The sequence below is a fragment of the Aerococcus sp. L_32 genome, from assembly GCF_050689315.1.
The window spans coordinates 1-21346 of the sequence record NZ_JBOEQF010000011.1 but is presented as its reverse complement, the minus strand read 5'-3'; the positions used below and the strand labels follow the sequence as shown (position 1 = coordinate 21346).

The 21346-nt window shown below is 38.9% G+C and carries 23 protein-coding genes, 1 riboswitch and 1 other annotated feature; of the genes, 6 read left to right on the top strand and 17 right to left on the bottom strand.

The features are described 5' to 3' along the window. The first annotated feature begins 164 nt into the window (after positions 1-164). Positions 165-881: a GntR family transcriptional regulator gene (locus ACRCJ0_RS01870; protein WP_431387414.1), complete on the top strand. Its 717-nt coding sequence runs from the start codon at positions 165-167 to the stop codon at positions 879-881. Positions 882-1079: 198 nt separating this feature from the next. Then, the gene (locus ACRCJ0_RS01865) at positions 1080-1562 is read left to right on the top strand and encodes an ECF transporter S component (RefSeq protein WP_059348472.1); all 483 of its coding nucleotides are present in this window, start codon (positions 1080-1082) and stop codon (positions 1560-1562) included. A 69-nt stretch (positions 1563-1631) separates the two neighbouring features. On the opposite strand, the gene ACRCJ0_RS01860 is transcribed toward ACRCJ0_RS01865, so the two are convergent. Continuing rightward, the gene (locus ACRCJ0_RS01860) at positions 1632-1949 is read right to left on the bottom strand and encodes a PTS sugar transporter subunit IIB (RefSeq protein WP_026466594.1); all 318 of its coding nucleotides are present in this window, start codon (positions 1947-1949) and stop codon (positions 1632-1634) included. Then, a complete protein-coding gene (locus ACRCJ0_RS01855; protein WP_326132634.1) occupies positions 1950-2270 on the bottom strand; it encodes a PTS lactose/cellobiose transporter subunit IIA in 321 nt (106 codons plus the stop codon). A 482-nt stretch (positions 2271-2752) separates the two neighbouring features. Between ACRCJ0_RS01855 and ACRCJ0_RS01850 the strand changes: the two genes are divergently transcribed. After that, positions 2753-2962: an IclR family transcriptional regulator domain-containing protein gene (locus ACRCJ0_RS01850; RefSeq protein ID WP_431389325.1), complete on the top strand. Its 210-nt coding sequence runs from the start codon at positions 2753-2755 to the stop codon at positions 2960-2962. Between the two features lie 162 nt (positions 2963-3124). On the opposite strand, the gene ACRCJ0_RS01845 is transcribed toward ACRCJ0_RS01850, so the two are convergent. Beyond that, complete coding sequence (locus ACRCJ0_RS01845) at positions 3125-4495, bottom strand: hypothetical protein (protein ID WP_431387415.1); 1371 nt, start codon at positions 4493-4495, stop codon at positions 3125-3127. Positions 4496-4650: 155 nt separating this feature from the next. On the opposite strand from ACRCJ0_RS01845, the gene gloA reads away from it, so the two are divergent. Further along, positions 4651-5031, top strand: a complete 381-nt coding sequence (gene gloA / locus ACRCJ0_RS01840; protein ID WP_431387416.1) for a lactoylglutathione lyase — start codon at positions 4651-4653, stop codon at positions 5029-5031. A gap of 257 nt (positions 5032-5288) precedes the next feature. Here gloA and trpA read toward each other — a convergent pair whose 3' ends face one another. The 10 genes from trpA to ACRCJ0_RS01790 form a co-directional block, all read right to left on the bottom strand. After that, on the bottom strand, positions 5289-6059 hold the full coding sequence (gene trpA / locus ACRCJ0_RS01835; RefSeq protein ID WP_431387417.1) for a tryptophan synthase subunit alpha: 771 nt from the start codon (positions 6057-6059) through the stop codon (positions 5289-5291). Then, positions 6052-7236: a tryptophan synthase subunit beta gene (trpB, locus tag ACRCJ0_RS01830; RefSeq protein WP_431387418.1), complete on the bottom strand. Its 1185-nt coding sequence runs from the start codon at positions 7234-7236 to the stop codon at positions 6052-6054. The genes trpA and trpB overlap by 8 nt, the downstream gene beginning before the upstream one ends. Beyond that, positions 7229-7843 (bottom strand): phosphoribosylanthranilate isomerase, encoded by a 615-nt coding sequence (locus ACRCJ0_RS01825; protein WP_431389324.1) that lies wholly within the window; start codon positions 7841-7843, stop codon positions 7229-7231. The genes trpB and ACRCJ0_RS01825 overlap by 8 nt, the downstream gene beginning before the upstream one ends. After that, positions 7843-8625, bottom strand: a complete 783-nt coding sequence (gene trpC / locus ACRCJ0_RS01820; protein ID WP_431387420.1) for an indole-3-glycerol phosphate synthase TrpC — start codon at positions 8623-8625, stop codon at positions 7843-7845. Before trpC ends, ACRCJ0_RS01825 begins: the two co-directional genes overlap by 1 nt. Next, entirely contained in the window at positions 8622-9650 is a 1029-nt protein-coding gene (trpD, locus tag ACRCJ0_RS01815) for an anthranilate phosphoribosyltransferase (protein WP_417893104.1), read from the bottom strand. Before trpD ends, trpC begins: the two co-directional genes overlap by 4 nt. Beyond that, positions 9643-10230: an anthranilate synthase component II gene (locus ACRCJ0_RS01810; protein WP_419971732.1), complete on the bottom strand. Its 588-nt coding sequence runs from the start codon at positions 10228-10230 to the stop codon at positions 9643-9645. Before ACRCJ0_RS01810 ends, trpD begins: the two co-directional genes overlap by 8 nt. A gap of 2 nt (positions 10231-10232) precedes the next feature. Further along, complete coding sequence (locus tag ACRCJ0_RS01805) at positions 10233-11696, bottom strand: anthranilate synthase component I family protein (RefSeq protein ID WP_417893106.1); 1464 nt, start codon at positions 11694-11696, stop codon at positions 10233-10235. 856 nt (positions 11697-12552) lie between these two features. Then, the gene (locus tag ACRCJ0_RS01800) at positions 12553-12747 is read right to left on the bottom strand and encodes a YwbE family protein (RefSeq protein WP_417893108.1); all 195 of its coding nucleotides are present in this window, start codon (positions 12745-12747) and stop codon (positions 12553-12555) included. Between the two features lie 418 nt (positions 12748-13165). Continuing rightward, complete coding sequence (locus ACRCJ0_RS01795; RefSeq protein ID WP_419971733.1) at positions 13166-14443, bottom strand: O-acetylhomoserine aminocarboxypropyltransferase/cysteine synthase family protein; 1278 nt, start codon at positions 14441-14443, stop codon at positions 13166-13168. A gap of 59 nt (positions 14444-14502) precedes the next feature. After that, positions 14503-14753, bottom strand: a binding site (T-box leader). A gap of 350 nt (positions 14754-15103) precedes the next feature. Continuing rightward, positions 15104-15577: an Rrf2 family transcriptional regulator gene (locus tag ACRCJ0_RS01790; protein WP_419971734.1), complete on the bottom strand. Its 474-nt coding sequence runs from the start codon at positions 15575-15577 to the stop codon at positions 15104-15106. 100 nt (positions 15578-15677) lie between these two features. Here ACRCJ0_RS01790 and ACRCJ0_RS01785 point away from each other — a divergent pair, with 100 nt between their 5' ends. After that, entirely contained in the window at positions 15678-16526 is an 849-nt protein-coding gene (locus ACRCJ0_RS01785; protein ID WP_419971735.1) for an SDR family oxidoreductase, read from the top strand. An 89-nt stretch (positions 16527-16615) separates the two neighbouring features. On the opposite strand, the gene ACRCJ0_RS01780 is transcribed toward ACRCJ0_RS01785, so the two are convergent. From ACRCJ0_RS01780 to ACRCJ0_RS01770, 3 genes are all read right to left on the bottom strand, one after another. After that, positions 16616-16930: a hypothetical protein gene (locus ACRCJ0_RS01780; protein WP_417893112.1), complete on the bottom strand. Its 315-nt coding sequence runs from the start codon at positions 16928-16930 to the stop codon at positions 16616-16618. 71 nt (positions 16931-17001) lie between these two features. After that, a riboswitch (SAM riboswitch) is annotated at positions 17002-17099 on the bottom strand. A 419-nt stretch (positions 17100-17518) separates the two neighbouring features. Beyond that, positions 17519-18556: a KPN_02809 family neutral zinc metallopeptidase gene (gene ypfJ, locus ACRCJ0_RS01775; protein ID WP_417893113.1), complete on the bottom strand. Its 1038-nt coding sequence runs from the start codon at positions 18554-18556 to the stop codon at positions 17519-17521. A 479-nt stretch (positions 18557-19035) separates the two neighbouring features. Then, positions 19036-19818, bottom strand: a complete 783-nt coding sequence (locus ACRCJ0_RS01770; RefSeq protein WP_419971736.1) for a hypothetical protein — start codon at positions 19816-19818, stop codon at positions 19036-19038. A gap of 170 nt (positions 19819-19988) precedes the next feature. Between ACRCJ0_RS01770 and ACRCJ0_RS01765 the strand changes: the two genes are divergently transcribed. Then, on the top strand, positions 19989-20321 hold the full coding sequence (locus ACRCJ0_RS01765; RefSeq protein WP_149256567.1) for a transposase: 333 nt from the start codon (positions 19989-19991) through the stop codon (positions 20319-20321). 46 nt (positions 20322-20367) lie between these two features. Here ACRCJ0_RS01765 and ACRCJ0_RS01760 read toward each other — a convergent pair whose 3' ends face one another. Continuing rightward, positions 20368-21027: a nitroreductase family protein gene (locus ACRCJ0_RS01760; protein ID WP_149256568.1), complete on the bottom strand. Its 660-nt coding sequence runs from the start codon at positions 21025-21027 to the stop codon at positions 20368-20370. Positions 21028-21346: the final 319 nt, after the last annotated feature.

The following is a 21346-nucleotide window of genomic DNA, read 5'->3' as shown; positions in this document are numbered from 1 at the left end:
TATTTTATCAGACAAGAAAGAAATTACTTTTGATATGATATCAACTGAAGGCTAATGCAATTTAGATTAGACTTAAAAGACTATTTTTCATAGACATATTTGTACTAAGTCTATACATTGTATTATAATGGATTAAAAATAGCGTTTGAATTAGGGGGATACACTTGAATAAGTACGAAGAAATTGCCAATGAATTGCGTCGCCGTATCAGTGAGGGTGAGTATGCTGAAGGTGAGATATTGCCGGATCAAATTGAATTAGCGAAAGAGTTTAATGTAAGCCGGATGACTTTAAAGAAAGCCATTGATATGATTGCTATGGAAGGCTTAATCTTTAAGAAACGTGGTGTTGGGACCTTTGTACTAAAAAGTAGTTTATGGAACAATGGTGATTCAAAAATTGATGACTATAATGGTTTGACTGAACAATTTGGTCATCGTCGTATCGTATCGAAAAAAATCAATTTTGATATCGTATTTCCGGATGAAAAACTACAAACCTTACTAATGGTTGGCGCTAGTGATCCAGTTTATCACGTCCAACGTTTACGAATTATTGATGACAAACCTTATATTCTAGAAGATTCTTACTTTGTCGCTTCACTTATTACACAACTAAAAGCGGAACATCTAGAGGGTTCTATTTATGGTTATATTCGTGATGAATTAGGCCTAAAAATCGGTGGTGCTTATCGGAAAATCCATGCAGACACAGCTAATGAACTGGATATTCAAGAGCTAAATTGTGATATCCACACTCCTGTGCTTGAAGTGGAGCAAGTTGTTTATTTAGATAATGGGACACCGTTTGAATACTCAACTTCAAGAAATCGTTTTGATACGCGTTCTTATACTATTACCGATATCGTTGGTAATCATTAATACCATATATCTTAAGGAGAGACTATCGTAAGCTCTCCTTTTTTAGTCTAGGGAATCATAATGAAAACGTATTAACTCGCTTTCATTTATTTTGGAGTAATGGTATGATAAAAATTAGATTAAAATTATACTTATTGTCTAATAAAAATATCATTTAATGGTCTTTTTTATCTTTCAATAGTAAGGGAGGAGATTTACATGAAAAAACAATATGCATTTTATGCTGTGACGGCTGCATTAGTTGTTGCTATTTCTTTATTCATTATTATTCCTATTCCAGCATCAAATGGTTTCTTCACATTCGCAGATGTGGGGATTGTGACTGCTTCAATGGTTTTTGGACCGGTGGGTGGTTTGGTTGTCGGTGCCATGTCTGGTGGGTTAATTGATTTGCTGTCAGGTTATGCACAGTGGATTATTTTCTCAGCTGTTATCCACGGCGCACAAGGCTATATTGCTGGATTAGCCAAAGATAAAAGCCGTAAAGAACAAGTTTTATACTTAGTTTTATCAGCAGTTGTCATGATTGTTGGCTATGCAATTGCTAGCTGGATTTTATATGGTACTGCTGCAGCAGCTATCGCTGGATTATTTACCAACATTTTACAATCTGGTATTGGTATTTTAGTTGCTATCCCAATCAGTATCCGGTTAAAACCAGTTATTGAGCGTTATCTATAAAAATGAAATGACCACTAGCACAATGGATATGTGTTAGTGGTCATTTTTAGTTTGTCATTATCAGTTATTTTAAGCGAGCATTTCTAGAGCTTCGTTTAAGACTTTTTCCCCCTTCATCATGCCGTAGTCTTGCATATTAATCACTGCAAGTTTTGTATCTGAGTCAGCTAGTTTACCAGCAAATTCTTTTTCCATATATTTAACTTGTGGGCCAAGCAATAAAACATCGATATCTTTATTCGCTAAATTGTTATCTGCATCAGAAGCTGAAACGGCAAAGATTTCCGCATCTACCCCCTTCTCTTCAGCTGCCTTTTTCATTTTTGAAACTAATAAACTTGTGCTCATTCCTGAAGCACAAACTAACATAATTGTTGTATCTGCCATTTATTTCTCCTCCAATTTTTGATAAACATCAATGATTTCTTTAGCCATATCTTTAAAGGCGATGGCGGTCATTAAGTGATCTTGCCCGTGTACCATGAGTAAGGACAAAGCAACTGGATCGCCACTTGCTTCTTGGGTTAACAAGGCGGTTTGGGCATGGTGGGCTTCAATCAGCGCTGCTTCGGCTGCAGCCATTGAATCGTTAGCGCTTACAAAATCACCCGTTTTTGCGGATGCCATGGCTTCAATGGCTTTTCCTTTCGCATCGCCCCCATACATAATGAGCTGCATGATGACTTCCAAATTTTGTGGTTCTTCCATTCAAAAGGCTCCTTTGTGGTCTATTTTATGTTTTTTTCTTATATGTATATACATATAACCGAGTATGTTCATACATATATCTGATAGGTTTATTTTACCACATAACCTTCATTATTAAAACCCTTACATTGTTGTATTTTAAGCATTTAGGTAAAAAAATCGCCCCACTCATGTAAGTGTAGGCGAATTAAAGTTCTATGATACATAGTGTTGGCGGGAAATTTTTCTTCAAAAAATATTGGCCATCGGCTGAATCGTCGCCTACGACAATGAAATTTACCGTGAAGTTAGTCCCATGTTAGCCCAAGTTGCAACCTTAGACGAGACAGACGTTTAATATATTTGAAAACTATCAGGCCCTTATTTTACCGCTGTCCACACTCAGATTGGTTTAAAAATTCTTTTCACGCCACAGGCACCGAGAAAATCCTCATGGCCTACCATGATGAAGAAACCATTCAAAATGCCTTATCCAGTGACCTATAGGCCTTTACCGAATACACGATTACCAACCCCATTCAACTCAAGCGGGAACTAGGGAAAGTAGGCGTCAAGGCTATAGCCTGACCATTGAAGAACTGCCCCTTGGCCACTACCCCCTATCCTTCCCCGTCAGAAACTTTGAAAATAAAGTCGTTTGTTCCTTATCCATTGTTGGTCCCTTGTCTCGGGTCAATAAGGTAAAAACCTAAAAATAGACCCAAATCTTGCGAAACGCAGCACTTTTCGCCTCCCAGCGAATAAGTTATGAAGGGGAATAACATGAAAAAATAGTCCAAGCAATTTATTTTAAACCGCTTGGACTATTTATACTTACACGCCAGATTCAAATGTACGTTTTATTTTCCGTATCATTAGACCCTTTCAGGTATGAATAATCGTTGCTCATTATCTTCTGTTACGATATATAGCAACTCTTGATCTTGATTGGGCAAAGAGATGACTTCATTTATCATTTCATCGATATCTCTATTACGAGATAAAGCTTCAGTAGTAGTCGATAATTCATGATTTATATTGGCTAGTCTTTCTTCAACTTTGGCCACTTCTCGCTTAGGCAAACCTGTTACGACGGACTTAAGCCCCTTACTTGACGCCTCACCAATATTTTTTGAAAACTGTCCAACAGACCCAGAAAGCTTCTCGACTTGTCCAGGTAATTTTAGTCCCTTTTTCTTAGCTTTGTCTTCATTCTTATCCTTTTTCAAAAACGGTAAGTTGCTAGATTTTTCGCTAAAACTTTCCAGAAATTTCTCAGATCCCTCTAGTCGATTCGTTTTATGGGCTAACTCTTCATTTTTTTGTTGAACGATGACATCATAAATATCTTGTAGTTTCGTTTCATAATTTAAATAGAAACTATTCGCAAATTTTTCTTTAAGTTCTTCAGTTCGCGCTTTAATTAATTCATTTGAATTACCCAATTTTATTCGAACACTAATTTCTATTAAATCGGCATATAAGGATAATTTATCTGTTTCAAAGGCATATTTTATTGCATAGTTAATATCACTTATCAATTTGTCTTCTGTTTTTTGATTATTCTTCTGCAGTAACTCTTGTTCATATCGTTTCAATCTTTGCTGGAACTGTTCATAGATACTCGTAATTTCAATTTTGAGATGTCTGATTTGACCGATATCCGCTTGATCTACCATTTTACGCTTAGCAATTTCTAGTAAACCTTTACTTGCAGATATTATCTTGCCTATAATTTCATCTTCATGCATATTAAAAAGCACGTCTAGTTTTTCATCAATAGCAGAAATTTGACTATTAATTTCATCAAGATAATAGGTACTTGAAGCAAAAGCCATGACTTGCATACCGATTCCTAAAACCATTGCAGGGTTAATAGAGTTTGGCATATTTATTTCAGAAAAGCCAGAATGACCAATTAAATGATTTTCGCTGTCTCTCACCATAGTCGTAAAGGTATTATCAATTTTAAAATGAGATAATTTTTCAGGACTTACTGTAGCTGTATATAAGCCATTTGGATAAGCTTCTAAGATTTGTTCAAATGCCATACTGTTGGTCTTAAAAAATACTCCAGCATCTACTAAACTCCCCCCTATTAATGAAGTAGTGCCTAAATTAACTTCTTTAAATTTTTTACCGAAACTGATTTTGCCTTCTGACGCTTTCTCGAATTGTAGCTCATTTCCTGAGGAATCAACCATAACAGTAACTTCATTATTCTTTGATGGTGTGTTCTCCGTCATATCAATCGTCTCCCAAACTGTTTAATTATATATATTATATTAAAAGTTACAGGGAATACAATCAAATCCTACCTTTTTCAGTCAATCCATATCATACGACTGTATTTCTCATATATGTTATGATGAAATTAATCAAAATAACGGAGGTATTTAGAATGAACCAAGTACTTGTTGAAATTTGTTTACGTGTGAGAGATATTGATGCAACTTTAGACTTTTATACAAATCTATTTGATTTTGAGGTAGCTAGCCGCAGAGAGTTTCCGGAGAATAAATTTGATTTAATCTACTTAAACTCACCAGGGTCAAATGTCCAAATCGAGTTGACTTACAACTACGACGCAGATCCATACACAATTGGCGATGGCTTTAGCCATTTAGGTGTTACTGTTGATGATTTAGAAGCTATGCATGAAATTTGTAAAGCATCTGCTTATGAAACTGGCGACTTAAAAGGTCTTTCAGGAGGCACACCATCATACTTCTTCGTCACTGACCCAGATGGTTATAGAATCGAAGTTAAACGTAAAAAATAATCACCCATTCCAACAAAAAAAAGGCGTTACCCTAGTTTACTCGCTAAGGTAACGCCTTTTTATTATGCTTTCACGCCTATTGAAATACCCATTTCATGCGCTTCAAGATACGTATAAAAATAGTATATGTGGTCCCTTTATAGATAGATAAGATGATTTTAGACTAGGTAAATTTTTCATGGTGGAGTAGCGGTATTTTAGTTACTAGTCACCTTTTGGATTCAGCATCAACTTTTACCAATATTTCCTAGAGCATGCTACCTTAGGGCTGCTTGCATTTCATTGACGTAGTCATAAATGTAAGACTTGGCATCATTTCCGTGAGCTTCAACTAAACGCACAATCCCGCTCCCTACAATGACGCCATCTGCTTTGGCTGAGATATCTTTCACTTGACTTGGTGTATTAATCCCAAATCCAACGGCTACTGGAATATCTGAAACAGCACGAATTTCCGCCACCATGGCAGAAATATCCGTTGTGATATTAGACCGCACGCCCGTTACCCCCATAGATGACACTAGATAGATAAAGCCTTGAGCCTTTTTGGCAACATCTTTAATCCGGTCTTTAGAGGTCGGTGCAATCAAAGTAATAACTTCAATCCCGTATTGATTCGCAACAACTTTCACCTCGTTATCTTCCTCAAAAGGCAAATCAGGAATGATAATACCAGAAACACCAATTTCTTGGCATTTAGCGAAAAACTTGTCATAACCGTATACAAAAACCGGGTTTAGATATGTCATGAATACCAAAGGCACACGAATTTGACCCTGCAATGAAGCTACCATATCAAAGACGTTATTCAAGCGCACCCCTGCTGATAAGGCCCGGACACTCGCATTTTCTACAACTGGCCCTTCAGCGATTGGATCTGAGAAAGGGATCCCAATTTCAATTAGGTCAGCCCCTGCTTGTTGGGCAGCTAGGATATTTTCAGCTGATTGGTCCAGGTTGGGATCGCCTGCCATCAAATAGGTGATAAAGGCTTTTTTATTTTGGAATGCTTCAGCTATTTTACTCATAGATCTCTTCTCCTTTATAACGGGCAATGGCTGCCACATCCTTGTCCCCACGTCCTGATAAACAAATCACGATGCTTTCGTCTGGTGATAATGTAGGCGCCAATTTTTGGGCGTAAGCAACAGCGTGGGCAGATTCAATCGCTGGAATAATCCCTTCCATTTTAGATAGGTATTCAAAAGCTGCCACCGCTTCATCATCTGTTACTGGTACATATTCAGCACGCCCAACTTCATTTAAACGGGCGTGTTCTGGCCCAATCCCTGGGTAGTCAAGACCCGCTGAAATCGAATAAACTGGGGCGATTTGACCATATTCATCTTGGCAGAATAAACTCTTCATACCGTGGAAAATACCTGTCGTCCCCTTGGCCATAGTCGCTGCATGTTGAGTCGTATGAATCCCTTTTCCAGCCGCTTCACAACCAATTAAACGAACCCCTTCGTCTTCAATAAAGTGGTAGAAAGTCCCTATAGCATTAGACCCACCACCCACACAAGCAATGACCGCATCCGGCAATTGCCCGTGATTTTTCTGGAATTCAGCTTTAATTTCACGACTGATCACACTTTGGAAATCACGCACCATAGTTGGATAAGGATGTGGCCCCATGACAGAGCCTAAGACATAATGAGTATCCTCTACCCGATTACTCCATTCACGCATGGTTTCGTTCACCGCATCCTTCAAGGTTTTGGTTCCCTTAGCCACACTGTTAACCTTAGCCCCTAACAATTCCATCCGAAAGACATTCAAAGCTTGGCGGTCTGTATCTTCTTGCCCCATAAAAATTTCACATTCCATCTTCAATAAGGCCGCCGCTGTTGCTGTGGCCACCCCGTGCTGACCAGCCCCAGTTTCTGCAATTAAACGGGTTTTCCCCATTTTTTTCGCCAACAAGGCTTGCCCTAGGACGTTGTTAATTTTGTGTGATCCTGTATGGTTCAAGTCTTCTCTTTTTAGATAGACCTTGGCCCCGCCTAAATCAGCCGTCATATTCTCTGCATAATACAAACGCGACGGACGACCCGCATAATCATTTAATAAAGTCGTCAACTCCGCCTGAAATGCCTCATCATTCTTATAAAAATTGTAGGCTTCCTCCACCCGTTGCACTTCCGCCATCAAGGTTTCTGGAATATACTGGCCACCAAAGTCGCCAAATCTACCATTAGTCATGTGTTACCTCCCGTATTTTCGCTACGAATTCCTGCATTTTAACTGGATCCTTTACCCCATCGGTTTCAAGTGACGACGACGCGTCTACCGCATAAGGCCGAACCACTTTTAAGGCCTCTTCAATATTGTCAACCCCTAGACCTCCAGCCAGGAAAAAAGGCTTCTCTTTATAAGCTGACACCATTTGCCAGTTAAAAGTCTTGCCCGAACCACCACGATTTGGGCTTAAGCTGTCAAACAACAAATAGTCAGCTTGATTTGGATCCACCACCAATTCATCCCTAACCGCAACCGATTTGATAATATCTTGGTTAACTTGACCCTTCAAATGTTCAATATAGGCCTGGTCTTCTTCGCCGTGTAACTGGACTAAATCAATAGTCCCCGCCTGACAAATCGCCACAATCTCTTCAATTGGGGCATTCACAAAAACGCCCACCGTTTGAATATCCGCCGCTAAATCACGTCTAAAACTTGCCGCTAAGTCAGGCTTCACATACCGCTTGGTTCCTTCCACAAAGATAAAACCCACATAATCTGGTTTAGCCACATTCGCTGCCTCAATATCTTCCGGACGTCTCAAGCCACAAATTTTCACCTTAACCATTACAAAGCCCCTTTTAATTCATTTAACTTTGCTTTTTTATCCTTAGCTAGCATCATTGATTCACCAATCAAAACAGCATCCACTCTATTTTCATGTAGTAATTGAATATCCGCTGCTGTTTTAACGCCACTCTCAGCAACAAATACCGTGTCATTCGGCGTCAGATTTCTCAAGCGAATCGAATTTTGGAAGTCCACTTCAAAGTTATGTAAATTTCGGTTGTTGACCCCGATAATTCGGCTACCAGCTTGAATGGCCATGGCAATTTCGTCCGCGTCATGGGCTTCCACTAAAACCGACAAGCCCAATTCGTCCGCTAAGGCAATGTATGCGGCCAACTGGTCTGGACTTAAGATTGCACAAATCAATAGTATAGCGTCCGCCCCGATTGCCCGAGCTTGGTAGATTTGATAAGGATCGACAATAAAATCTTTTCGTAAAATAGGAATAGCTACTGCTTGGCTAATTTCCTGTAAGTATTGGTTGCGCCCTTGGAAATAATCTTCTTCCGTTAAAACCGACAAGGCCGTCGCCCCAGCCGCTTGGTAATCTTTGGCAATGTCCACATAAGGGAACTCTTTAGCAATTAAACCCTTTGATGGCGAGGCTTTCTTCACTTCGCATATAAAGGACATGTCCCCTTCTTTCAAAGCTTGTTCAAAAGCAAAAGGTAGCAAATGACGGTCTGGTAAAGTCGCTAACAAATCTTCCAAAGGCGTTTTCAGCTTGTCTTCGGCTACCCTTTTCCCCCGGGCAAGGACGATTTCATCTAAGATACTCATGCATAAACCTCCTGACCAACACGGTTAGTTGCCGCAATAAATTCATCTAATTTAGCTTTAGCCTTACCTGAATCAAGCATTTCTTCAGCTAGACGGACGCAGTCGCGTAAAGACAATTCATCTTTACCCATGTACAGGCAGCAAGCCGCATTCATGACAACGATATTGCGGCGGGCACCTTGTTCACCGTTTAAGATATCTAAAGCAATCCGAGCATTCTCTTCTGGATCACCACCGATTAGCTCGCTCAATTGACCGCGTTCAAGGCCGAATTGTTCTGGGGTAATAAAGTAGCTAGTCACCTTACCGTTGTTTACTTCACAGATAGTTGTCGTTGATGTAATGGTGATTTCATCCAAGCCGTCATGACCGTGAACCACCATAGCCCGTTTCACATTCAATTGGTTTAATACTTGAGCTAGTGGTTCCACTAATTTCTCGTCGTATACACCTAGTAACTGTTTCGTTGCACCAGCTGGGTTGGCTAATGGGCCAAGGATATTGAACATGGTACGCGCTCCTAGTTGCTTACGGACTGGTGCGACATGTTTCATTGCCGCATGATAAGTTTGGGCGATCATAAAGCAAAAATCTGTTTCTTCTAAGATTTGTGCACTTTGGTCCGCCGTTAGGAAGATGTTTGCGCCCAAGGCTTCCAATACATCCGCTGACCCACATTTACTCGATACTGACCGGTTACCATGTTTGGCTACCGCAACACCAGCAGCCGCAACGACAAAGGCAGAAATGGTTGAAATGTTGAAGGAGTTTAGCTCATCCCCACCCGTCCCAACAATATCAAGGACGTCCTTTTTCGCGGATAATTTAAGGCCCTTATCACGCATGACTTCAGCTGAAGCAGTAATTTCGTCAATTGTTTCACCCTTCATCCGCAAAGCCGCAAGGTAAGCACCCATTTGACTGTCAGTAGCCTCCCCTTCCATCATTTGGTTCATGACTTGGCCTGCAGTTTCTTTTGATAAATCATTACCTAAAAATAATTCACTAATCGCTTGGTTAATCATGTGTATTTCCTCCTACTTTAAGAAAATTCTGAATCATCGTTTCGCCTGAAGGTGTCAGTATCGACTCGGGATGGAACTGGACACCAAACATTGGGTATTTACGGTGACGGACAGCCATCACCTCACCCTTGTCCGATTCGGCAATCACCAGCAATTCATCTGGTAACGTTTGTCGATCCGCAATCAGTGAATGGTAGCGTGCCACAGGGACAACTGGTGGTAACCCTCTAAAAATTTCGCTCCCACTAGCTACATGAATAATTGACTGCTTACCATGAATGGCTGGTTGTGCATGGATAATATCTGCCCCGTAGGCTAAACACATAGCTTGAAGTCCTAGACAAACCCCTAAAATCGGAAAATGACTAGCCAATTCTTTGGTTACATCTACTGTTATACCTGCATCTTCCGGTCGTCCAGGACCAGGTGAAATCACAATATGCGAAGGGTTTAAAGCGATAATTTCTTCAACAGTGACTTGATCATTACGAACGACTTGAATCTCTTCTCTGGTATTTTTACCTAGCAATTGGTAAAGGTTGTAGGTAAAACTGTCATAGTTGTCTATCAGTAAAATCATCCTTATCCCTCCTCGTGGCCTAATGCTGTCATCATGGCTTTGGCCTTGTTCTTTGTTTCTAAGTATTCTTTTTCAGGATCTGAATCTGCCACAATCCCAGCGCCAGATTGGACAAAGACTTGGTCATTCTTCAAGACAGCCATCCGGATGCCGATACACATGTCCATGTTGCCGGCAAAGTCGATATAGCCTAAAGCACCGCCATATTGGCCCCGTTTAGTATCTTCAATTTCATCAATCAATTGGCAGGCCCGAATCTTAGGGGCACCGGATAAAGTACCCGCTGGTAGTGCCGCTTTTAAGACATCTAAACAAGTCGCGTCTGGTCTGACTTTGGCCGTTACCTTGGATGAAATGTGGCTGACGTGTGAAAACTGCTTGATGGCTCTGTATTCACTGACTTCTAGCGTACCGAATTCAGCGACCTTTCCAATATCGTTGCGGGCTAAGTCAACAAGCATGTCATGTTCAGCCAACTCTTTTTTATTTTGTAAGAGGCCTTCAACTAATGCCCTATCTTCCGCATCCGTTGCCCCGCGCGGTACAGTACCAGCTAATGGGAAGGATGAAGCGACCCCGTTACGAACAGAAACCAGGGTTTCCGGTGATGCACACGCGATTTCTAAGTCATCGAAATGCATGTAAACCATGTAAGGTGACGGATTAATCGTCCGAAGCAGGCGATAAGTTTGGAGTAGTGACCCGGCAAATGGGGCCTTAAACCGGTTGGACACAACCGCTTGGAAGATGTCACCCTCCACAATATGGTGTTGGATTTTCTCTACGATACGCTCGTAATCTTCTTGGCTAAACAAAGCTTCAAAGTCGCCCACCTCTTGGGCCAAGTCCTCCTCGCGAACAGAATCTGGACGCATAATCAGCTGCTCCATATCCTTCAAGTCTGTAGCCCCTTGGATGTAGTTTTCTTCTAATTTATCGGTTTCAATATTGACGATTAAGACAATCTTTTGGCGGAAGTGGTCAAAGGCAATGACCTTATCCATCAACATGAAATGGTAGTCCCGGAAATTTTCTGGGTTATTTTTCGTTAACTGTAGAGATGGTTCCGTATATTTGATGCAGTCATAAGACAAGTAACCAACCAAACCTCCTGTAAAAGGCGGTAAATAATCAATACTTGGGCTCTTATAACGGTCAAGGATATCGTTCAAGGATGCTAGTGGATCATCTGCTTGGAAGCTTTCTTCATGCTTGCCCTCTTGCACGGTCACTTGGCCGTCTGTTGAGTAGATCGACAAGTTTGGTTTATAGCCAAGAAAAGAATAACGACTCCAGTTATCCTTATTCACCACACTCTCCAATAGGTAAAAGTGGTCGGATTGTTTGCTGATTGTTCTCAGCACTTCGATTGAGGTTGCTACATCGGAAAAAATTTCTAAAGCAATTGGAATAATCGTATGGTCTTTCCCTAACTGTCTCGCCTCTTCTAAACTTGGTTTAATCATTGTCGTACGCTCCTTTTAATTCATTATTAAAATCATAAAATTACGGCTAGTCATGATGATCGGGGCGAAAACAACAGAAAAAGCACCCATCCATGACTAATACAAGTCAAGGACGGGTGCTCTAAAAACATCCGCGGTACCACCTTAAATTTACAGACACTACGCCTGTACGCTCTGCAGGATACTAACATATCCCTCGCAACTGACGTATGCGTCACGTCGCAGAATAATCAGAAGTTTATCTCCAAATACACTTCCTTTAACTGCGCCCTCCGTGGTCCATTTGATGCACTGCGTTGTGCGAGGCTCTCAGTAATCCCCACTCCCTGTAACTGCACGTTACAACGTTATCTCCACTTCATTGGTTTAAAGTTGTTATTCGATTAACTAGAGTATAACGGGACAAGCAAAAAGAAGTCAAGGGTTTTATTAACAAAACATTAAAGAATGGATATTTAAATCATTATATCTTAATTATTCATATCAAATGTTCATTGGGTTCTGTTGCAAAGTTTTAAATAAAGAATAAAATCCCTTACGGTATCTATGATTTAAGCTGGGATTCCCAATAATACCTTGATTTCAGTACAGACCGAAAACCCGAAGAGAGTGCCTTCTTTTCGGGTTTTCTTATATAATCCTCGAATGGCTTCCATGCCTTTAATCGTGGTAGAGGCAGTGCGTAAACTTCGATAGAATTTAGATTTCAGCTATCACTTAACTTAAATGTGATATATACCGTTTCTTCCAAATCAAGCAACAAATTATAAATTAAATGAAGCAACAATAAAAAAGCTAGGTATCCACTAAGGTTGTAGATACCTAGCTTCCTAATTATTTGAAAGTTTTATTTCAATTATAATATTTCCTTTACTCGGCCAACGGTGCCATCTTCTAGCATGACTTTAATACCATGTGGATGGTTTTGAGAGTTTGTCAGGATTTTACTCACAATCCCCTCTGCTAATTTTCCAGATCGTTGGTCCTGTTTTTGAACAATTTTTACCTGGCTACCAATTTGAATATTACTTCTTTTATTACCTTCGTTCATGATGGGCTCCTTTTACAGGTCTCGATTTTTTATAGTCGCAACCATTTGTTTAACCCATTTTATCAGAAGATCATCGAAAAAGGCTAATATTAAAAACAATGGAAAGCCAGTCGCTGTAGCTTTACTAATATCACCAGTGATAATCCCAACAACAAACCAACATAAAATACCGTAGCATAATTATTCGCGTTCTATTTCCAAAATTAAACCTCGATATCAGTCCCCTAACATCCTAGATTTATCTAACTTTTTATAGTTCATTTTTCTCAAATTATTGAAAGCATGATTGTATGTTTTATATCTTAATATATAAAATTGCGAATATAATTTTTGGGATAAAAAAGGCTATAATCTATTCAATTATAGCCTGCATAATATATAAAATTGTTCCTACATCAATCTATCTTTTACTAAGTCATTAAATCGCAGCTAATGCTTTATCTAAGTCAGCTATGATATCATCCACATTTTCAATTCCGATAGACAAACGGATTGTTTCAGGTTTAATACCACCTTCAGCTAGTTCTTCTTCAGTTAGCTGACTATGGGTCATTGAAGCCGGGTGAACCACTAATGATTTAGCATCTCCAACATTCGCTAATAGAGAGAATAATTCTAGATTTTCAATGAATTTAACCCCACCTTCATAGCCACCTTTAACACCAAAGGTAAAGATTGAACCTGCCCCTAGAGGTAAGTATTTTTCTTTTAAGCTATAATATGGACTACTTTCTAATCCCGCATAATCCACCCATTCTACTTTGTCGTGTTGCGCTAAGAATGTAGCCACCTTCTCTGCATTTTCAACATGACGATCCATACGCACATGTAATGATTCTAAGCCTTGAACTAATAACCAAGCATTGAAAGGTGAAATTGCAGCCCCTGTATCTCGTAATAGCGTCGCACGAATTTTTGTCGTATAAGCTGCTGGCCCAAAGGCATCTGCGAAAATAAGATCATTATAAGTTGGATCAGCTTGACTTAAGCCTGTGAACTTATCGTTTTGTTTCCAGTCAAACTGTCCACTTTCTACAATTACCCCACCGATTGAAGTACCGTGCCCACCAATAAATTTAGTTGCTGAATGGACAACGATATCTGCACCATGTTCAATAGGACGCGCTAGGTAAGGTGTTGCAAAAGTATTATCAACGATTAATGGAATACCATGTTTATGCGCTACTTCAGCTAAGCCACTAATATCTTCAATATTTCCAGCCGGATTGCCGATTGTTTCTACAAATACAGCCTTGGTATTGTCTTGAATAGCTTGGTCCACATTCGCTAAATCACTCGTATCTACTATCGTCACATCGATACCGAAGTCCTTGAAAGTATGTTCAAATAAGTTGTGGCTTCCGCCATATAGGTTAGCTGTAGCTACAATGTGGTCTCCTGCTTTAGCTAAAACTTGAATAGCATAAGTAATAGCGGCCATACCCGAAGCGACAGCCAAACCAGCTGAACCGCCTTCTAAAGCAGCCACTCTACCTTCAAAGACGCCCTGAGTAGGATTTGTGATTCGCGTATAAATATTGCCACCTTCTGCTAAGGCAAAACGATTAGCGCCTTGCGCTACATCATCAAAAACATAAGCTGTTGTTTGGTGTAGAGGAACAGCGCGTGACCCTGTTTCATCAATCGTTTGGGCAGCGTGAATGGCTTGTGTCTCAATTTTATAGTCTTTTGTCATAATAATTTCCCCCGATTTTATCATTTTTTTCATCAAAAAAGCTTCCATCCCTTGCTTATGCAAAGGATGAAAGCTACTTCATGGTACCACCTTATTTTAGTATATTATCGCTAATATAAACTCACAGAGTACGCTAAAAAATCATTGTACTCTTTCCCTGTAACGGGGGATTCCGAATAATTCTCACCTATTTTCGGCTTAAACTATTATGCTCCTAGACCATTTTCCCCTAATCCCCTTGACCTACTTCCACCACACATAGGCTCTCTTAGCAAGGGTTATAAAATACTTATCTCATCATCGCGTATTGCATATATCAATTTAGATATATGATAATGTCATTTTGATGATAAGTCAACCTTTTATATTTAATTGTTTTTTCATTTTAAATCTTTTGTTAAGCGTAATTCACTATATTAATAAGATGTAGCACATAACATTTTAAAAATTAGTTTTATACCTTCATCAACTTAATTTCTGCTTACAGGTAAACTCTCCGCAACTTTTACTTACTCATTAAATTACTGCTGATACTTTTTCTAAACCTGTTATGCTTATACTAACAGCTTCGATTCCAAAGGATAAACGGGTTGTTTCAGGCTTTATGAGAAACCTATCATCATAAATACCACCTACAAGTATTATCGACTTAGCTTATTTTTATAAAAATCGTTGGAGTATTTGCTTGGTTTCTTCGTCGTTTAATTCAGATTGATTGGCACTTTGAGAGACTGAATGGATAATATCTCCTAAGTTGATTTGTTGCATCTCCAATTCGACGCTACGTTGCAATTGATCATATTTTTCAGCTAATACACCTTGGATGTTACCGCCTACGATACAGGCAGGTGCTGTTTTCTCATCTACACGGAATATTTGCTGTTCTTCATCAATAGCTTGATAAATATCATAAAAAGAAATCGCCGCTGGTTCTCTACTTAATTTCGGATCGGCCTTTCCTGATTGACTAGTGATCAGGCCGGCCTTTTTTAGGCTACTCATAATGCGTCTAACAGAAACGGGATTAGCATTCACACTTTTGGCAATCACTTCACTAGATAAGTCTGTGCCTTGAAGCATCTCGATATAAACTAGAATATGAATAGCATCACTAAATTTTACTGAATGTTTCATCTGAATATCCCACCTCTTTTCTCTTGACTTATTATAGCACATTCACTATTATTAACCTGTAACTTTAATTATTACAGGTTGAAAAAAGGAGTGTTTATTTATGAAATATTTAGTAACTGGCGCAACAGGTGCCTTTGGTGGCCTCGCATTAGACAAATTAAAAACATTAGTTCCAGTATCAGATATCCACATCTTAGCACGAAGCGAAGAAAAAGCTGCACCACTTGCTGAAGCTGGCTATACAGTACACATCGGCGATTACTTAGATAAAGCATCTTTAAAAGCTGCCTTCACAGGTATTGACCGCTTATTACTAGTTTCATCAGCACCTGGCACTCGTCAAGAAGAACATCAAAATGCAATTGATGCAGCCAAAGAAGCTGGCGTCAGCTTTATCACCTATACAAGCTTCGCCCGTGCAGACCAATCTTCTGCCGACCTAGCAACTGACCACCGTTATACCGAAAAAGCCATCAAAGCATCCGGCATTCCTTTTACAATTTTAAGAAATAACTGGTACTTGGAAAATGAACTACCGCTTGTAGGTGCAGCTTTAAACAGTGGCAAACTATTATACACCGCTGAAAATGGTAAAGCTGGTTGGGCATTGCGTCGCGAATATGCTGAAGCAGCTGCGATCGTTTTAGCTGGCGAAAAAACATTCCCTGAAATCTTAGAACTATCTGGTAAACCAGTAGACTACGCGACTTTAACTAAAGCACTAGCAGAAGCAATAGGTAAAGAAATTGCCCCTCTCGAAACTAACGACGAAGCATTCGTTAAAAATCTAACTGACAATCAATTGCCAGAACCAGTAGCAGGCTTCTTCCTAGCGATTCAAGGAGACATCAAAAACGGTGTATTAGATGTACAATCAGATGACTTTGAAAAAGTATTAGGCAAACCCCTAACACCGCTTGTGGACGCCTTTAAAGAATTACTTCAATAATTTCATATCGTTCTAAAAATCCTTCTTCATAAAAAATCAAAAGACCCTACTAGCTAGCCATAACGGTCACTAGTAGGGTCTCTTTTTTACTACCGTATTGCTTTATAGTCCACATCTGTATAGGAAAAATTAGTAATCAAATTGACTAATTGATCGTAAGTTTCAGGGCTTATTGCCTCCTTAAACCCATCATAATCATTGACATGGACTTTCCCTATACAACACACACAAACTCTAGCAATATGTGCACCTGAACAAGGCTCGTTACGACAGATCACAGCAATATGATCATGTTCTTTAGGATCCCCTGTCTTACTTCTGTAGAAACGAAAATACGGCATAAAACCTAAGGCACCAATTCCACCTACAAATTCACTAAAACTTACGCATTCATCATTAAACATTCAACACACTCCTAGTTATTTTATTCAATAAAAAAAGCACAACGCGACTCGTCGTGCCAATAACTTGGTTAGACTCATCTATCTCTTTCGAGTTGGAATTAGCACCTTGCCAAAGGTAGGTTGCTGAAGCTTCATAGGGCCAGATCCCTCCACTTGCTCTGAATAAGTTGTGTTCTTTAATTGTATACGTATTATACCAGACGTATGGATAGATTTCAAATCGTGATGAAATTCGACAATTAGATTAAGATAAGCAAACTTTTATTCGACTTGATTGTTATTACAATCATGAAGTAAAAATGATGACACTTTTACCCAACGCTAGTTCGACGTTTCAAAACTATCATCATCCATTTGACTTACGGCATATCCTAGCTATCTTCCACATGATAAAACCTCCTAAAGCAAGACTGTAATCCGGCTTTAAGAGGCATCTACAAACCATACTAGTAGTTAGTATAATCATTATTTATTTAAAAACATATGAAGATTTTATATATAAAATCCTATTCAAATACAGTATGTGTTGCTGCACTAAAATTCCCTACTATGTATACTATAATCACTCAGAAAGTTCTGTGACCCACTTTATAGGCTACTGTAGTCTATATTGTAAGTATCCCATTGTGACAAGTCGCCTGCTTCTAAGCCTTTTTTAAACCAGTTTTGTCGTTGCTCAGCAGTACCATGCGTAAAAGAGTCGGGCATCGTATAGCCATAGGCCTTTTCTTGCAAGACATCATCACCAATGTGATAAGCTGCGTTTAATCCTTCTTCAAGGTCCCCTGCTTCCATCCAATCATTCTCAACGACGTTATGTGCCCATACACCCGCAAGATAGTCCGCTTGCAATTCCATCCGTACAGTCCACTGATTTTGTTCAGTTTCACCTACTTCAGACTGAATTTGTCTAACCTGATTGGAAATACCAAGTTGCTGTTGGACATGGTGGCCTACCTCATGGGCGATCACATAGGCCATAGCGAAGTCTCCACCACCACCATAATTTTGAACGAGTTGATTATAAAAATCTAAGTCGATATAAATGGTTTCATCGGTTGGGCAATAGAAAGGTCCAACCTCAGATGTATTATACCCACAAGATGAATTCACAGCATCCTCAAAGATGACCAGGTCTGGATTCTCATATGTATATCCAGCTTCAGAAAAGGCTTGTGTCCAGTACTCTTCGGTATCGTATAGGATAACGGAAACAAATTCAGCCAACTCATCTTCAGTAACTGTGTCACTATCTGTGGATCCAGTCTCTGGCAAACTGACCTGACTATCAGGATTTGCTTGAATTTGCGTATTCGATTCCATCTGTCCTGGTAATTGGACATCTACCTGACTGGTTTGATCGTTTGATTGATTATTGCTTGAACTAGACTGATTGCCACCTAATAAAGATGTCCCTCCAAATACAAAGAATAGAATCAACATTAAGATAATCGAACCGCAACCTAAGCTTCTGCCTCCAGTTGAAGTCCCACGACTACCTGGAAGCTGAATAGGTATTCTTCCTCCGGATCGCCCTTGTCCCAAACCACCTAATCCACCACTTCCGGTGTTTCGACCACGTAAGTCTTTTACATTACCACTACGTTTGCGCCCTTGCCATTTCATGGAAATACCTCCTGACACTTTTCTCCATTATAACATATGTGATATATTCCATAAACAAATGTCATGTAAACGTTCCTCACAATTAAACATAAAAAATCGTCAAAACTAGTGTCACTCGTAAAAATACTGAAGCATCTTTTATTGAACTATTACGGAAAAAACAGTCAATAAAGCAGTAAAGGCGTTGAATATCATCTACACATTCAACGCCTTTATCATTTTCATTAACAGCCTTATATTACCAAGGTTTTAATCAACTATCTTTTCCATTAACATAACTGCTTCAACATGTTTTGAGATGAAATCATAGCTGTCAAAGGGGAATTTCTATTTTCCTTTTTTACCAAATTATCTTTGAGGGGATATATCCACTGTGGGCTTGCGCATGTGGGAAAATATCAGTTCCTTTATCCGATTTGAAAAAATGACTCCGACAGGTTGAAATCTTGTTTGCCCCGAAAAACTTGTCTACTCAGTTTTTATTCCAACAAAGAATGTATCACTTTAACAATGGTCAATCCATAATCAACAAAGAAGCTTTTTTGTTCTTCCGAATAGGTTTTTCTTTCCGATATTGCATCATCTGTGGCATGCCTAAAACAATGCATTTTCTTTCTATAGCTTGTTACTACATCGTTAGAAATATAATCAAAACAAATCGTAGAATAATCAAGTGTAAGAAACTTACCGTTCTTCTTTAATAAACTTTCTATTAAATTTGCTATCTCTGCAAGTTTTTCATCTATACTCATATTATTGAATGATGCTTGTCGGTTTGATATCTCAATAAACTTTTGATTGATTGAATCATCTATATCAACATAGGTTGATTTCTGCTCAAATGTCAACCTTGCAACAAATGTTCTTCTGACAGCATATCGAACAGTCCCATTATCATCATCTCCCTCTGCAATAATTCTGTTCCTAATTTCTCCATAAGTAAAGTCACTAGGTGCAACAGGTGGTCGTGCCAATAATCTAGGAAATTCTTTTATCACATATCCTACTTTGTATAAATAATACGATATGAGATAAAACCAACATTTATTTTCACTACCAGAAAAATCTACATCTGGCTGGCATAATTCTCTAAACTTTATTATCGCTTCCTCTGCATCATACACCTCAAATTCATAATCCTCTACTTCCGTATAACCACTAAATATATTGTAAACATTATTAACGTTCTCAATCGAATCGTAAAAACGATAATGATATTCATCCTTTTGTATATTTTGGAAGTAAAAATCTTTTAACTCCATACTGACACTCCAATTCTTTTGCTCAATTTCGTAGTGCACCTTCAGATAATCATCACTATAAATTCTAATTTATAACGTTACTCGGACTCATTACCGCTCTTTATCTCATCACCATCTGGTAAAGTTCAAAGCTCGATGATACAAGCATTATCCTTAATCAAGGTATTGTATTGCTAAAGCAATTAGGCCAAGCGTATCGCTTAAAAAACTGGAAACGATTCGAAACCACCCTGATTCAAGCGAATCAGCTGAAGATCTCATCAGGATTAAAGCGTGTCTTAAGAACCTTTAGAAAGTATCAGAAACCTATCCACAATTGTTTTGTTTACACAGGTTTGACTAATGGTCCCTTAGAGGGCATCAACAATAAGATTAAAGTACTAAAACGGAATGCCTATGGCTATCGAAACTATAGCCATTTTAGAGACAGAATCTTACTCATGACTCGTCTTTATGAACCCGAATCAAAGAAAAAAGATCAAGCAACGTTATTCGTCGCTTGATCTTAGCATGATCCTTCATCAACCTTATTTGACAAAGAGCCAATTTTTATGCTAGAAAGTTAATTTTAGAATTCACATCATAACGTGTTGATTCAAGTGGTTCTTCGCCTGGTTTACCAATTGAAATTGCCATAATAGGCACGAAACGCTCATTATCAAGGTTTAAAGTTGCAACTAAGTCTTTTGAATTATAGCCTGCCCATGCATTCGCTTCATATCCGTGTGCTCTAGCAACCAATAATAATTGCATTGCTAACATTGAACTGTCTAAGGTAGCATCTTTAATTAAAAAGTCGCGATCAGCTTTCTCATACATTGGTAAAAATGAATTGAAGATGGCGTCTAATTTTTCTTTGGTAATTTTGCCCTCTTCATACACTTTGGTCCAAACTTCGCGATAAACTTTATGTGAGTGAGTATCGCCTAATATAAAGATTGTAACTGGTGCTGTTTCTAATTGGGGATAGTTAAACGGCATCGTGACTGCTTTGACTTTGTTACGAGCTTCTTCATTATCAACGACGACAAAGTGCCATGATTGTAAGTTACATGCGGATGGTGTAATTGTCGCTTCATCTAACATTTCGACGATTTCATCACGACTGATATTTTGACTAGGGTCAAATCGACGGCATGAACGACGATTGAATACGATATCTTTATAGTCATTATTAACATAATCTTTTACTAAAAATTTTTCTCTCATGAAAACACTCTCCTGTTCTTATAAATTAATTTTATCGCAAAGCTAGTGGATTTACAATGAATTTGTGAAAAGTTTAACAATCTATTAAAATAAATATGAGACCAAGCAAGAAGATTTATACTGTGATTAAAATAAAGATTTTTAATGAACTTTTTTGCTTTTATTGAGCGTTTATATTTAGATACAGCAGAGTGGTATTAAGTAACTCCTCGATAACCCTCCTCGGAAGAAGAGCTTCAAGACGGCCTAGGACAAAATAAAAAAAGTCAGTAGAATAAACCCACTGACTTTTGAAATACTCGTTTTTAATGGTTAACGG